This window comes from Thermogladius sp. 4427co, from assembly GCF_051933805.1.
Lineage (GTDB): Archaea > Thermoproteota > Thermoprotei_A > Sulfolobales > Desulfurococcaceae > Thermogladius.
Map to the genome: position 1 here is coordinate 296,152 of NZ_CP196893.1, position 14,088 is coordinate 310,239.

The 14,088-nt window shown below is 42.9% G+C and carries 17 protein-coding genes, 1 tRNA gene and 1 pseudogene; 8 read left to right on the forward strand and 11 right to left on the reverse strand.

Annotated features, from left to right (window positions below):
- Positions 1–12 precede the first annotated feature (12 nt).
- Positions 13–402 (reverse strand): 30S ribosomal protein S8e, encoded by a 390-nt coding sequence (locus ACSU1N_RS01545; protein WP_440059875.1) that lies wholly within the window; start codon positions 400–402, stop codon positions 13–15.
- A 151-nt stretch (positions 403–553) separates the two neighbouring features.
- Between ACSU1N_RS01545 and uppS the strand changes: the two genes are divergently transcribed.
- Positions 554–1,318: a polyprenyl diphosphate synthase gene (gene uppS / locus ACSU1N_RS01550; protein ID WP_440060318.1), complete on the forward strand. Its 765-nt coding sequence runs from the start codon at positions 554–556 to the stop codon at positions 1,316–1,318.
- A 5-nt stretch (positions 1,319–1,323) separates the two neighbouring features.
- On the opposite strand, the gene ACSU1N_RS01555 is transcribed toward uppS, so the two are convergent.
- The 5 genes from ACSU1N_RS01555 to amrS are packed head-to-tail and all read right to left on the reverse strand — an operon-like array spanning position 1,324 to position 6,196.
- Positions 1,324–2,226: a coiled-coil protein gene (locus tag ACSU1N_RS01555; RefSeq protein WP_440059876.1), complete on the reverse strand. Its 903-nt coding sequence runs from the start codon at positions 2,224–2,226 to the stop codon at positions 1,324–1,326.
- Positions 2,227–2,237: 11 nt separating this feature from the next.
- A complete protein-coding gene (locus ACSU1N_RS01560) occupies positions 2,238–2,936 on the reverse strand; it encodes an acetate--CoA ligase family protein (protein ID WP_440059877.1) in 699 nt (232 codons plus the stop codon).
- Positions 2,936–4,318, reverse strand: a complete 1,383-nt coding sequence (locus ACSU1N_RS01565; protein ID WP_440059878.1) for an acetate--CoA ligase family protein — start codon at positions 4,316–4,318, stop codon at positions 2,936–2,938. Before ACSU1N_RS01565 ends, ACSU1N_RS01560 begins: the two co-directional genes overlap by 1 nt.
- A gap of 47 nt (positions 4,319–4,365) precedes the next feature.
- Entirely contained in the window at positions 4,366–5,145 is a 780-nt protein-coding gene (locus tag ACSU1N_RS01570; RefSeq protein WP_440059879.1) for an ATP/GTP-binding protein, read from the reverse strand.
- A 10-nt stretch (positions 5,146–5,155) separates the two neighbouring features.
- Positions 5,156–6,196 (reverse strand): AmmeMemoRadiSam system radical SAM enzyme, encoded by a 1,041-nt coding sequence (amrS, locus tag ACSU1N_RS01575; RefSeq protein WP_440060319.1) that lies wholly within the window; start codon positions 6,194–6,196, stop codon positions 5,156–5,158.
- 135 nt (positions 6,197–6,331) lie between these two features.
- Between amrS and prs the strand changes: the two genes are divergently transcribed.
- From prs to ACSU1N_RS01595, 4 genes are all read left to right on the forward strand, one after another.
- Positions 6,332–7,228, forward strand: coding sequence for a ribose-phosphate diphosphokinase (gene prs / locus ACSU1N_RS01580; RefSeq protein ID WP_440059880.1), 897 nt, complete (start codon positions 6,332–6,334; stop codon positions 7,226–7,228).
- Entirely contained in the window at positions 7,228–8,217 is a 990-nt protein-coding gene (locus ACSU1N_RS01585) for a TRM11 family SAM-dependent methyltransferase (RefSeq protein WP_440059881.1), read from the forward strand. Before prs ends, ACSU1N_RS01585 begins: the two co-directional genes overlap by 1 nt.
- Positions 8,214–8,966 carry a ribonuclease Z gene (locus ACSU1N_RS01590; protein WP_440059882.1) on the forward strand — a complete coding sequence of 251 codons (753 nt, stop codon included), beginning with the start codon at positions 8,214–8,216 and terminating at the stop codon, positions 8,964–8,966. Before ACSU1N_RS01585 ends, ACSU1N_RS01590 begins: the two co-directional genes overlap by 4 nt.
- Positions 8,967–9,102: 136 nt before the next feature.
- On the forward strand, positions 9,103–9,435 hold the full coding sequence (locus ACSU1N_RS01595) for a hypothetical protein (protein WP_440059883.1): 333 nt from the start codon (positions 9,103–9,105) through the stop codon (positions 9,433–9,435).
- Here ACSU1N_RS01595 and ACSU1N_RS01600 read toward each other — a convergent pair.
- From ACSU1N_RS01600 to thpR, 3 genes are read right to left on the reverse strand one after another with little or no spacing between them, the layout of a single operon-like run.
- A complete protein-coding gene (locus tag ACSU1N_RS01600) occupies positions 9,395–10,177 on the reverse strand; it encodes a serine/threonine protein kinase (RefSeq protein ID WP_440059884.1) in 783 nt (260 codons plus the stop codon). The genes ACSU1N_RS01595 and ACSU1N_RS01600 overlap by 41 nt on opposite strands.
- A complete protein-coding gene (cca, locus tag ACSU1N_RS01605; RefSeq protein ID WP_440059885.1) occupies positions 10,153–11,556 on the reverse strand; it encodes a CCA tRNA nucleotidyltransferase in 1,404 nt (467 codons plus the stop codon). The genes ACSU1N_RS01600 and cca overlap by 25 nt, the downstream gene beginning before the upstream one ends.
- Positions 11,556–12,119: an RNA 2',3'-cyclic phosphodiesterase gene (thpR, locus tag ACSU1N_RS01610; protein ID WP_440059886.1), complete on the reverse strand. Its 564-nt coding sequence runs from the start codon at positions 12,117–12,119 to the stop codon at positions 11,556–11,558. Before thpR ends, cca begins: the two co-directional genes overlap by 1 nt.
- A gap of 88 nt (positions 12,120–12,207) precedes the next feature.
- Between thpR and ACSU1N_RS01615 the strand changes: the two genes are divergently transcribed.
- The 3 genes from ACSU1N_RS01615 to ACSU1N_RS01625 all read left to right on the forward strand — a co-directional run bounded on the left by ACSU1N_RS01615 (position 12,208) and on the right by ACSU1N_RS01625 (position 13,306).
- On the forward strand, positions 12,208–12,762 hold the full coding sequence (locus ACSU1N_RS01615; protein ID WP_440059887.1) for an AAA family ATPase: 555 nt from the start codon (positions 12,208–12,210) through the stop codon (positions 12,760–12,762).
- Positions 12,743–13,129, forward strand: a complete 387-nt coding sequence (locus tag ACSU1N_RS01620; protein WP_440059888.1) for an RNA-binding domain-containing protein — start codon at positions 12,743–12,745, stop codon at positions 13,127–13,129. The genes ACSU1N_RS01615 and ACSU1N_RS01620 overlap by 20 nt, the downstream gene beginning before the upstream one ends.
- A 72-nt stretch (positions 13,130–13,201) precedes the next feature.
- Positions 13,202–13,306 (forward strand) — tRNA-Pro (locus ACSU1N_RS01625).
- A 49-nt stretch (positions 13,307–13,355) separates the two neighbouring features.
- On the opposite strand, the pseudogene ACSU1N_RS01630 reads toward ACSU1N_RS01625, so the two are convergent.
- Together ACSU1N_RS01630 and ACSU1N_RS01635 are read right to left on the reverse strand one after the other, a co-directional pair.
- Positions 13,356–13,700 (reverse strand): annotated as a pseudogene (locus tag ACSU1N_RS01630) (thioesterase family protein); the annotation flags it as partial.
- Positions 13,697–13,954, reverse strand: a complete 258-nt coding sequence (locus ACSU1N_RS01635) for a hypothetical protein (RefSeq protein ID WP_440059889.1) — start codon at positions 13,952–13,954, stop codon at positions 13,697–13,699. The pseudogene ACSU1N_RS01630 and the gene ACSU1N_RS01635, both read right to left, overlap by 4 nt.
- Positions 13,955–14,088: the final 134 nt, after the last annotated feature.

Here is a 14,088-nt window from a genome sequence, read left to right on the forward strand (position 1 = left end):
CCGTATATGTGGTTATTTCCGTTCTAGTAGAACGCCGTTTAAAACACCGTCTTGACCAGGCCTCGAGGTAACTTTAACCAATCCTATCTCGGTCTTAACTATAGTTCCTTTCACTATTATCTTAGACCTAGCCAGCTGGGGGTTAGACGGTGTTGATTCAACGTCTATTATCTTGACCTTCCTGGTTTTCTTCTCACCGGGGATATACACGTTTATATAAGAAACCTTCTTTAGCCTCACTTTAATATTTCCGCCGAATACCCTGTCTATACTCCGTTGTTCTTCGCTGGATAAAACGGTATTTGTCGGAGGACTCCCTAGCTCGTACTTCCTCTTGTCACGGCGCCTACCTTTTTTCCCACCTGTAATCTTCTTGAAATCATTGCCTTGGTAGTAAGACAAGATAGACACCTTCAAAACCATAGTCTGAAACTGGCTTATAAACTTCTTACACTAATCAAACATATTGCAAAAGGGTTCGGGATTGCTAGTTAAGCAGATCAGGGATACGAGAACCAGATTCGAGAATTTATTTGTTAAAGTAGCCCGTAGCATTGAGAAGAAGGTTTTAGAGGAAATATACGAGAGATGGTTGTGGTTACAAATTAAAAACGGCCCTTTCCCTCAGCACATTGGCATTATACCTGACGGGAATAGGAGGTGGGCTAGAGAACGCGGTTTAAACCCGTTGGTCGGTCATGAGACAGGTTACGAGAGGCTTAAAGAAGTCCTTAACTGGGTGTGGGAGCTAGGAGTAAAATATGTAACAGTCTATGCTATGAGTACCGAGAACTGTAAATACAGGGATAGGGAAGAATTCTACCATTTAATCTCTATTTTAAGAAAAGGTATAAGAGAGCTCTTGGAGTCAGGGGAGATCGATAAGAGGAAGATTAGAGTTAAAATAATCGGCGACCTAAGTTTCCTTCCGGGAGAAGTTATCGACGAAATACGTAAGGTTGAAGAAAAAAGCAGTATTTACAACGAGAAGGTTTTAACTATAGCTGTCTGCTACGGAGGGAGGTATGAGATTATTGAAGCGATCAAGAAGGTGATAGAAGATTACGAGAGAGGAGCCATAAGGAAAGAGGATTTGAACGAAGAAGTCTTCAGGAAGTATCTCATGACTAGTAATGTACCAGACCCGGATCTTATTATTAGAACTAGTGGCGAGGTAAGGATAAGCAATTTCCTCCTATGGCAGTCGGCATACAGCGAACTCTACTTCTGCGATGCATACTGGCCCGAGTTTAGGAAAATCGATTTCTGGAGGGCTATTAGAAGCTACCAGCTTAGGGAGAGACGTTTCGGGAGGTAAATTTATTATTCGTCTACTAGGTCTTCCGAAGACCCATATAATAGTTTTATATCTTCTAGGGTAAGCCTTTTCTCACCGGATTTGATCTTTTCCTCAACACGCTTCTTCTTTTCTTCAATGATCTTTGCAATTTTCTGTTTCTTCAATTCTTGAACCCGCTTATTATATTCGTTCCTAAGCTCTTCTAATCTCGCCGATTTCGACTTCAGCTCGTTTATTAAAGCATCTAGATTCTTCTGTTTCTCATTTATCTGGTTAGTAAGTTCGGAGATAAGAGCCACCCTAGCACTTATCTCCTGTTTTATCCTAGCAATATTATCCCCGATCTTTTTCATGTTTTCCGATATATTGCTAATCTTCTTCCTGAGATCAGATATTTGGAGCCTGAGGCTTGCTAGTGTAGCTTTTAACTCGAGGTATTCATTCCTACCGTTAGCAGCTTTGAGAGCTTTCTCCAGGAGCTTCTCATATCTCTTTATTTTGTTTATTAACTCGTTCTCCTGCTCTAGTGTTAAAACCTTTGTCTGGATCTCCCACTCAAGCCTATTGATCTCCTCTCTGATCGCGCTGATAGGCATTTTAACCTCTCTACTCAAATTCTCTACTTCAATCTTCTTATCCCTAGCCAACTCTAGTAGAGTACTATATTCCTCCCGAGCAGTTCTCAAATTGTTAAGAAGCTTATTCCTCTCTTCTTTCAAAGCTTTGAATTTCTCGCGCTCCTGCCTCAGATTATTCTTTAGGTTACGTAATTCTTCTACAAGCCCTCTACGTTTAGCTCTTAGGTCTTTTAGCTCGTTAATTAACTGGGCGCGTCTCTCTTTTAGTTCCGATATCTCACTTCTAAGGTTTGATACTTCGTTTAATAGAGGCTGTAGCATATCGTATGAAGCTTTATCGTCTTCCAATCCAACCACTCTTATCTTGGAGCTAGTATTACTCTAGCGTCGACTGCTATCGCTTTATCACTGTATGCTATAATCGGGTTTAAATCTACAGAGTAGACTTCAGGGTTTTCCTCCATGAGGTTTGAAAGAGATACAATAATATTTGCGATCGCTTTTTTATCAACAGGCGGCTGACCCCTGTACCCTTCGAGCAGTCTCCTCGCCTTTATCTCATCTATCATTTCTAATGCGTCCTCGAAAGAGACTGGTGCAACCCTGAAAGTTACATCACGTAATACCTCGACGAAAACTCCTCCCAGACCGAACATTATCACAGAGCCAAATACTTGGTCTCTAGTTGAACCGACTATTACTTCTAAACCTTTAGGCATCATCTTCTGGACAAGGAACCCTACTATCTTGGCCCCTGGCTGTCTTGCTTTCACGTTTTCAATGATCGTCTCACAACCCTTTACAACATCATTCTTACTGCTTAAACCTAGCAGGACACCCCCTACATCTGTTTTATGGCTTATATCCGGGGACACTACTTTTACTACTACAGGATAGCCTATCTTCTCAGAAATTTCGCCGGCTTCCTCGGGCTTGCTTGCAAAACCGTATTCAGCAACCTTTATCCCGTAGGCTTCCATCAGCTGGAGGGCTTCGTGCTCTAGTAGCTTACCCCTACCTTCCGTGATAGCCTTGTCAAGTATCTTCCTCGGATTCATTAGTGCCCCCTTTGGAATCTAATAAGTGAATAAATATATAAAGCTCTCAAAGCCTTCGCTAACCTCTCCGGGGATTCAAAAACTGGAACTCCTTGTTCTTCAAGCATCTTCTTATACTTAGAAGCGATCTCGCCTCCGATAATAACTACGAGAACCGGCTTCCCGTATTTCCTGGCTTTAGCAATATATTCGAATAACTCCCCTCTCAAACCAGGTATCTGAGGTAGTGCTACGATAACAACAGCGTCTACATCACTACGGGGCAGGACTTCTTCTAGGACTTTGATAAACCTCTCATCATCAGCGTCCCCGGTTAAGTCTATCGGGTTGCCTAGTATACAATGTGGCGGTAGTATCCTTTTCAGCTTCTCCTTTAGGTCAGGAGGAGTCTCGGGTACTTCCAACCCGTTTAACTCTATAGCATCTGTTAACATAACTCCTACACCGCCGGCATCTGTTATAATATAGACTCTTCTACCTTTCAGCAGAGGCTGAGTCGATAACACCTTGACTAAATCCATTATTTCATCAAAGCTCTCTGCTTCAATTATCCCTGTTTGTCTAAAGACGCTTTTGTAGACTTCGTAATTTCCTGCCAGAGCAGCAGTATGGCTTGAAGCAGCCACTCCGCCTCTACTTGTCTTTCCTGCTTTATACACGACCACTGGTTTAACCTCTGAGACTCTCTTAGCGATTCTAACGAAGTCTCTCCCACGCCCTTCCCTAACCCCCTCGAGGTACACGAATACAACATTAGTTGTTGGATCCGTTGACAAGTACTCTAGTAATTCGACCTCGTCTACATCCACTTTATTACCGAAACTAACTACTTTAGAGACCCCATAACCATGTATCGACATCCAGTCTAGTAGGGCTGAAGCGAATGCACCGCTCTGGCTTATAATACTCACATTGCCTTTAGGAGGCCTTTTCATTTTGTCCTCGGGGAGAAAGAACGTGTCGACACCGCTCCAGTTATCGAGAACTCCCAGACAGTTTGGACCTATTATTCTAATACCGTATCTGCTTGCAAGCTTCTTTACCTCTTCTTCTAACGCTAAACCCTCCTGTGTACCAGTCTCTCTGAAACCCCCGCTTATAATAATAACGCCTCTAACACCTTTCAAACCGGCATCTTCTATTATCTGGGGTACTGTTCTAGCAGGTGTAGCTATTACTGCGAGGTCTACTCTACCAGGTATCTCCTGAAGGTTCGAGTATGTTTTCAAGCCAAGTATCTCTTGGTAATGGGGATTCACGGGGTAGATCATTCCTTTGTATTTAGATTTCAAATTCTCTAGTATAACCCTCCCAACCTTCCCTTCTTTAGGTGTTGCGCCGACAACAGCTATACTCGAAGGATTGAAGAATACGTCCAGCATTCAGCAAGCACCGTGGAGCATATTATGTAGATTTGCCTAAAAATAATTTAAAGCACGGGGTTCGGCTCCTCAGTGTAGTAGTCTTCGCCACCAGCTAAGATCCTTTGTATGTAAGCATACAGCTGGTCAAATCCTTCGTTGCTAACGTTTGAAACAGGGACTGTATCGAATATCGTAAGTTTCTCGATTAATACATCTATCTCCTCCCTGCCCCATACCAGGTAGGATGATGCTGATATAGACTCCGAGAACTCCAAAGGATTTTCCAGGTAGTTTAGTATCTTATCTAGGTCTTCATCAGGTATTAGATCAATTTTTGTTATAACATTTATCTGGGGGTAGGATAATCTCGCATGTATCGATGCCGATAGAAATAGTGATGATAGGAGATTGTTAGGGTTAACGGAGAGCAACCCGTCTATAAGGAATAAGGCAACTCTCTTGTAATCGCCTATTATAGAATTCAGGATTATAGGGCCTGTTTCTCTGAATGCGAATAACTCCATCTGACCCGGGGTGTCGATTATAAAGTAGTTTGGGCGTAAGCTTTCTATCTCGTTTTTTATATCGGATATTCTTAGAGCGAGTAAATCCATAGATGCTATCAAGGCCCCGTTCGGTCCCAGGCCTGTTTTCTCGATAACCTCTTCTATATCAACATACTCCCTTACATCTACATCGGGGTCGTACGATAGTTTCTCCACAGCAGGGTCTAGATTTATAATAGCTGCATCGAGCTGGTGGCTCTCCAGATAGTTTTTAAGATTGCCGGCTAGCGTTGTCTTACCGCTCCCAGCAGTCCCTATTACTACGATATAATACGGCAAAGAGACCAACCTACCAGATATAGTACCTGGAGCTATAAGGGCCCCAGAACCTCCCTCTGAAATTGAGCCTGTAACCACAGGATGGGCATTTGAAATCTTCTTTCAAATCCCATTTCCTAACGAAGAAGCCTTCTCTTTCTACAACCAGTCTACCGCAGTTCGGGCAGTAAGTGTTTTCTAAGGGGTGACCCCATACATTCCCGATGTAAACGTGTTTCAAGCCCTGCTCCCTAGCTACCTTAGCTAGTTTCTCAAGAGTTTTAACAGGGGTTGGAGGGAGATCCCTCAACTGGAAATCGGGGTGGAATCTAAGCAAGTGGAATGGCGTCTCAGGCCCCAGGTTTTCTACTATCCACTTACTTAGTTTGACGATATCCTCCTCCTTATCCCCGTAGACAGGGACTACTAGGTTTGTAATCTCGATCCACCAGCCCTGCTTCTTCATTTCTAGTATCGACGAATATATAGGAGTTGGATCAAGTACCCCCATGAACCTCCTATAGAATTCGACATTACCCCCTCCTTTGAAATCAACTGTAGCTGCGTCTATGTAAGGCCCGATCTCCCTAATAGCTTCCTCAGTCATATAGCCGTTTGTAACCATTGTATTGAAGAGGCCGCGTTTCTTAGCTAGCCTAGCCGTATCGTACATGAACTCGTAGAAAACCGTTGGCTCATTGTAGGTATAGCTTATACCCTGGCACCCCAGCCTAATAGCCTCCTCGACGACTTCCTCCGGCTCATATGGCTCTCCATACACCCTATCCCTCCTACTCCAGCTTAGAACCCAGTTCTGGCAGAATTTACAATAGAAATTGCATCCGACAGTTGAGATCGAGAATACGCATGAGCCTGGATTGAAATGCATTAGAGGCTTCTTCTCGATAGGATCCGCATTAGCAGCTGTTAGAAGGCCGTAGACAAGCGTATACAGTCTCCCATCCTGATTAAATCTAACACCGCAAGCACCATATGCGCCTGGTACGATAATGCATCTCTTATGACAGAGATTACACCTAACCTTGCCGCCGTCTAATCTCTCGTAGAACATAGCTTCTCTTACGCCAGGTCTCTCCAATACCTCCAAACAAACACCTTAGTTTAAGGCTATGGAGTTAAAACCCTCATAAACCTGACAATACTCTTAAATACTACTTTCATATATGAATTAGAATCACGGGATTAAATGCTCATAGTACCAGGCTCTAATTTCAGAACCCATGCTCTAGAACTAGCTAAGAAGCTTTCAGCCAAAATATTAGATGTTGAGAAAAAGATCTTCCCAGACGGAGAGATATACGTTAGAATCAAGAGTACGGGCTCTAACATCAGGGAAGACACTATTCTGATAGCTAACACCATGTACCCCGACCAAAATAGCTCGCTGATAGAAACAGTTTTAATTAAAGATGCTGTCTTGAATATGGGGGGCAGGAGGATCATCCTTGTAGTGCCTTACCTACCTTATATGAGGCAGGACAAGGTATTCCTAGAAGGCGAGCCGGTTTCGGCAAATGTTATTATAAATATTTTGTCGGAGGGGATCGAGAAAGGGATTACTGTAGACGTCCATAACCCCGAGGTGTTAAAAGATAGGCGGTGGACTAACGTATTAGTTTCAGACGTGCTTGTAAATGCCGCGTTAAAATACGTATCAAACCCGGTTATAATAGCCCCCGACAAAGGAGCTTTTGAGAGAGCTAGATACGGCGCTAATACCCATGGGTTAGAGTTCGACTACTTGATCAAAGAACGGGATAGGGTAACAGGGAATGTCAGTATAAAGCCTAGGGCTCTTAGTATTGAAGGCAGAGATATTATAATCATAGACGATATCATAAGCACTGGAGGGACTATTGCCGAAGCTGTCAGATTCCTAGCCAGGCTTGGAGCTAGAAGAGTTGTCGTGGCAGCATCACACGGGTTAATGGTTAAAGGCGCTATTGATAAAATACGTAGTGCTGGAGTCGATAAAATAATTCTAGCGGATACTCTCGGAGTGAAATATAACGACCCTATTATAGAATACGTTGATATAATAGATAAGCTGAAGGATGTTATAGAAGAGGTTACACAAAAATAATGGACAAATACATATATTACATTTTATCAGGCGAGAACGAGAGCCTGTCAGAAGGCGAATTAAAAACCCTGCTTAATACTTATGATAGAGGCCATAGCATTGAATGCAATATAATGGTATGCATTGTGAAACACACAGATGAGCGTGCCTGGATTAAGATCTCGGAAAGAGCTGCTAATGTTAGAGAAGTTGGTGAAGTCGATTTATTCGAGAAGCTGGAAGAATATGATGATTTAAGCCGTTTAGTTAAAGAGCTGGGTTCTCTCGATAACCCGTATAGCAAACTCTACCTGACAGTCTTCAGAGGGTTATGGGATGAAGCGAGAGCAGGAAGTCTGAGGAGTTTACTAGAGATGGTTAGGAAACCTTCTGGGAAGATTGGTAGGGTCATAATATCCGGGAACTGGGTTATTACTGGTACGCCCCTATATAAACACAAGTCGAAGACGCCATATCTTAAAGTATTCGATAGAAGTATAGCGATCACACCTAGGCTTGCAAGAACCCTAATAAATCTATCGGGTGTGAAGGAAGGAGATGTGATACTCGACCCATTCGTTGGAACTGGTACGATCATACTAGAAGCGTTTTCAATGGGGATACTGGGTATAGGTGTAGACATAGACTGGAGTTTGATAAATGGTTTTGCGAAAAATCTTAACTACAACAAGTATCCTTCAATCCCAGTCCTCTCGGATTCAACGAAGCTGGAATACACTAATATAGATGCTGTAGTGACAGACCCTCCTTATGGCCGGGGTGCGAGCACGAAAGGTTTGAGGCCACTGGACCTGGTAGAGAGCTTTCTCGTAAATGCGTATGAAGGTTTGTCTAGGAGAGGCGGGAGGATTGTTTTCATGGCTCCTTCAAGCCTCGAGCTAGATATAGACGATACTATTACGAGAACAGGCGGGCTTATTAAAGACAAATTCTACACTTATGTTCACAGCGACCTGGGGAGGCTGATATACGTGGTTGAACCCTTATGAACGCTCGTCTCGTATTCCTCGGGACAGGCGCGGCTATACCTATATACAGGGGGCTCCCCTGCATAAGCCTTAAGGTTAATTCGAATATCTATATCTTCGATATTGGCGAAGGATGCCAGCAGAGAATGTTCAAGATGGGTCTAAGCCCGTTGAAGGTCGAAGCCATCTTTATAACCCATAGCCACGGGGACCATTTCCTAGGCCTATTCGGACTTTTACAAACAATGAATCTATCGGATAGGAGAAGAGAGCTGAAAATTATAGCTCCCAAAGACCTAACTGTATTCATCGAGAGGATACTCGAGGGATATATTGGCAAGCTCGGCTTCCCTATTACTGTACTAGATACTGAAGAAGCAGAAATCTTCCAGGATAATCTAATAACTGTTCAGAGCTACCCTGTCTGTCACACTGTAAAATCATACGGTTACCTAATCAGAGTAGGGAATAAGACTATTAGCTATACAGGCGATACGGCAGCCTGCGATACTACTGTAGAGTATTCGAAAAACGCTACTATATTAGTGCACGAGGCAACTTTCACTAGCGAATTCGAAAAAGAAGCGCGTGAACAAGGTCATTCGACCGCAAGGGATGCTGCTTTAATAGCTTTAAAAAGCAATGTAAATCTTCTTGTTTTAACCCATATAAGTTCTAGGTTTAGTGATGAAACGCCCCTGCTACTAGAAGCCTACAGATACTTTAAGAAATCGATTGTAGCAAGAGACTACATGAGTCTAATACTCTGAAACGGTTTAATATGCTATTTCTAATTAATACTATCGCCCACGTATTAAAGCTTTTAATTTATTGGCTCTTATTACATTAAATAATCATTTTAAAAATCAATTTATTACAATAAATGCTTGCTCGAGCCAGGTTTATTTGGTTACGGAAACATCTTACAGGGCTACCCCTTATACAATTGTATTACCAGAGCAATACTCTGGTGTTCCAATGCCTGTTAAATACGTGTGTAGCTATTGCGGTACAGTCCTATTCGAATTCAGGTTCGTAGGCCAAGACTACTATGGTATCCCCTCTCCACAGGAAGTGTACAATCTATATGGAGGCATATGCCCTAACTGTCACAACGAGCTTAAGCTACCTGGTATAAAGGACATAATAATCCAACCTAAGGTAAGAGAGCCCAGGCTACAATACGTGCTTAAACCTGTTATACAACCTTCCGGAATCCAAGCCCAAAGCAGTTTATGAAGGATTCAAAGTTTTTTATTGAAGGATCATTCTTATATGCTTTCAAGCTTTCAATAACACATTCTACCCTCGTACCTAGTATCGTCTTGAGCTGACCTGAATAATCCGACCTAAACAATAGGTATGAAGCCATTTGAGGAATATTGGATGCTTTTCCATGCCTGCTTGCAGACTCCCAGTCTATAACCTTTACTCTGTCTCCGCATATTAAGATATGATCCCCCGGCCTATTTAGTTCTCTGTGGAATAACTTGTTTGAATCTAGGGTAAACAATGCTCTAAATACTTCCATCAACACCTTTCTAAGCCCCTCGTAATCCCTATCGCGTAATACCTTCTCAACTACCTCGTCCAACGGCCTGCAAGTAGATGGGTCGAGATATTCCATGAATATGAAGTCGTCGTCAAAATAGTAGACTTGGGGTGAGCAGCCTAGTCTACTCGTCTCGTTTAAAAAAGCTGCTTCACTAATTAGACTAGCCCTCCTACTATCGATTCTCCTGATCTTTAAAGCACCGAATCCGATACGAGGGTGTTCTGCTAAAACGACTATAGAGGAGTAGCCTTTACCTAGGAGTTTTAGACCTAGAACATCCTCTCCTTCTTCAACTATGTTTGAAATACCGGCTTTTAAAAGCTTGCTTACCCTGTATTCTAACTCGCTACAATAATCTCTAGGGTAGCATAGAACCCTCTTCAGGTAATCGTCTATATTGCTCAGGCTATGCACTCTAGGAGCCAATTATCAACCCTTCTAATAAACTCCCTCAGGTAAGGCGGCAGACTATTTTTAACCAGACTACTTGTTACCCTGTAGACTACCGGCTTACACCCTCTGAAATGAGGAGAAACAAGGTATTCCTCAGGCTTCAGGTTTAGAAGTTCTAGTACCTCCCTATATTTCCTCTGAGATATTGATACCAGCCTCCCTTTTCTATCAACCCATATTTTCACCGATTTCCCAATATGTTTGCTTACGAAATCCAACGCTCTCTCAAATTCTAGTACGGATGGCCCTTCGTATAGTTTGAATACTGGCCTCTGGCAATCCTCTAGCTCTATTAAAATTACTGCTTTCTTTTTTTCATCCGTCCACGCCATAGAATTGTAGACCTTGAAATCATGATTGTTGAGAAACTTTACACACCTATCTCTAATCCGGTCTGCTTCACCCCATATTACTTCTGGAGGCAGGTTTTCGCTTGCTTCTATTTCAATTGCTACAATACACCTCTTATCTATTAATTCAATGATTCTACTCTCGTTCTGAGCTTTTTCGTCAAAGGTTGAAAAGAACGATCTACTGGGCTTTCTAAGGAAGCACCTAGCTGCTAGTATGAATTTCATCAATTTCTCGAGACTTACAGAAGCTGTAACATTCCTATAGTAGTCGACTGGATCAGGCATATATATAACACTATCCGGGTACTTCTTCTTCAAAAATTTGATTATTCTATCGAATTCTTTCTCGTCGCCTATAGTATTTACTAGAACCGGGATGCTCCAGCGGGATACAGCTTCCAATGTATTCATAAAACCCCTATATGCTATCACCAGTAGCTCAACAGCGTAACCTGAGAAACCTCTCGTCTTCACCTCCGCCCCGTAGACGTTAATAGATTTCATGAACTTCTTCAATAGCCTGACATCATTATTCAAGCCCTCCTTCAAATGCTCTACAACATACCTAGTGTGGAATGGTGTCCTGTCGACAGCAGTCTTTATTCTTTCCGGGCTTGATAATTTGTATGCGGGTACGATATCTGCTTCGACATCTCCTACAACCAGGTGTACGTACGGGTGTTCGGCATACTTTACTTCGACCTTACCTATCTCTCTAGCTGCTTCCAATAATAGTTCAAAACCCTTCTTCTTTAGGTAATCTATATCCGTGCTCTCGGGGAAGAGCACGAATATGTCTAAATCCCTGTCTCCTTTCAACCATGTATCGTGTGCTACACTACCCTGGAGCGTTACCTCGGCTTCGACACCGCTCGACCTGAGATAGTTCTCTAGAACCCTCTTTATCTTCTCGTAAACACTGAATAGGTATGCTCTTTCTTCAGGTGTCGGCGTAATCTCTTCTAAAACCTCTCTAAGAATAATATCTGCCCCAGACACTAACCCAGCCTTACCTCGCATAGGTTTTTGTATATAGGGCCTCTCGGAGTAAGAAAGCTTTCTTTAAGAACAACCTTATCTACTGCTACCAAACCGAAATCTATGTTCTGCGCTAATTTAATGAACTTAACTAACGTATTCAACCCCCGGCCACTCTTCACCCTTGCTAGCGTTAAATGTGGTACAAATTCCTCCCTATCTGGCGGGATACCAATCTTCCTCAACTCCTTCTCTACTGAGTCGTGGATTGCGGTTAGTTCCCTAGACCCTTCTAATACTCCCGCCCATATAACCCTAGGTTTCTCAATATTCGGGAAAGCCCCTAGACCGCTTATGTGTATCTGGAAAGGGGTGTGCTTGATTTGTTTGAGAATTTCACATACTTGCGCTACAATCCTTTCTTCAACCTCGCCGATAAACCTTATGGTAATATGGAGGTTCTCTTCTTCAACAGGTTTCACATCAGCCCCGGTTGACACTATGTCTTTTATAACCCTAGACAACTTCTCTATTACGCTTCGATCCAGTATCTCTACCGCAATAAAGATCCTGTGCAATGGCATCTATAACACCACTACTTGCAGGGATGCTAGTATCCATTAAATTATTTTATAGTGATATCGATCATAAACTATCTAATTAAGTGAGATCATGTTGCTTATACTCGTCACGGGAATGCCGGGCTCTGGCAAAAGCCTTGTAGCAAATGTAGCTAGAGAGCTCGGTATAACGGTTGTTAATATGGGGGATATTGTCAGAGAGGAAACATTGAGAAAGTATGGTAGGATAACCCCTGAGCTGATGCTAGAGGTATCTATAGAATTGAGGAAGAAGTACGGCGAAGACTATATTGCTGTTAAGACTGTTGAGAGAATACCGAGAGATTCTAAAATAGTTGTAGTAGACGGCGTTAGAAGCCTTGCTGAAGTCAGTGTTTTCAAGAGAATCGGCAAGACAGTGATTATAGCAGTACACGCCTCACCTAGAACGAGGTTTGAAAGGCTCCTTAAGCGTAATAGGCCAGGCGATCCTAAGAATTTCGAGGAATTCAAGAAGAGAGATATTATAGAGCTTGGTTTCGGAATAGGATCTGTCATAGCGTTAGCAGACTATATCTTGGTTAACGAGAAGGAGATTAATAAGGTGATTGAAGAGGCTAAGAATCTGATCAGCGAAGTGATAAGACATGGCGAAGATAATTATTGAAGCGGAAGTCAGGCCTACCGAAGAGTTAGAGAAAGTAAAGAACGCAATCGAAAACCTATACGAGGGAGAGCTCCAGGTCGAGCAAGCACCTAACGGCTGGCTCGTTATAAGAGGTGTTTCATCCGATATGAAAAGCCTTAGAAGATTCAGAGACAAGGTGAAAATCAATGGAATAGAACCAGCTGTGAGAAACTATCTTTTGAAAAACAAGAGGAATAATGAGACATCACTAATGCTTCACAAACAAGCCGCGTATGTCGGGAAGATATCGTTGATAGACTCTCCTAAAGAATCCCCGCTCGGCCCAATAGTGATTGTTATCGAAGGAGAAGACGTAGATAGAGTAATCGACTACCTAACTGGTTAAAATCTTTATAATATCCCTAGTACTGGCAGAGGTAGATTTTATAAAACGATACATAAATCTGAATATTTTAAGGGGGCCGTCGTCTAGCCTGGCTAGGATGCCGGCCTGGGGGGATACCCCGTTAGCCAGGTGTTCCCGGAGCGCCGGTGGTCCCGGGTTCAAATCCCGGCGGCCCCATCGCTTGTAGTTTCTTAACTTTCTCGAGAAACTTTTCTACATCTACGATATATCTCTCGTGAATCCCTCGGCCAATCACAATGTTATTACTGACTGCTTCAACCTCGAACAGAAGTCTCCTCCCATCTACCTGTATAAGCCTTGCTCTAACAGTGACTCTGGCTCCGACAGGCGCCGGGTTTAAATGCTTCACCTCAACCATTGTTCCGACCGTTGTAAGGTTCCCGGAAAGGATTCTCCCAACGCATTCCAGGCTAGTTTTCTCCATAAAAGCGATCATGACTGGAGTAGCTAAAACCCGAACCGTGCCAGAACCGATGTGACGTGCAGTATGTTCTTCGCTTACTATGAAATCCTGGGTGCATTCAAGCCCTGGTCTGATTTCAGCACTCACTTAGACCCCTCTTGCTTCTCCAAAATCCATCTCGAGGCGTTTCTCCATAGAGAAGGCGGCATCCACAGAATCCATGCCGGTACTGCTTTCAAGAATTCGTATGCCTCCTCCCACGACTCAAGCCCTAGTTTCTGAGCTAGTTCGTCGAGACCCATGGGCGTCTTAAGGTATTCTCTAAGAACCGATAGAGTCTTCTCATTTATCTCTACCTCCTTATTACCAATTTTTACTACGAATACAGCCTCCTTACTCAAGGCTTTAAACACCCCTATTAGACAACTAGGTCGTGATGCATTTAATACTGTTAGACTATTATTAAACTTTGATGATGACGCGTTCCAGCACGGAATGGTGAAGTACTCTTAACGCCCCACTGATCTATGAAAAA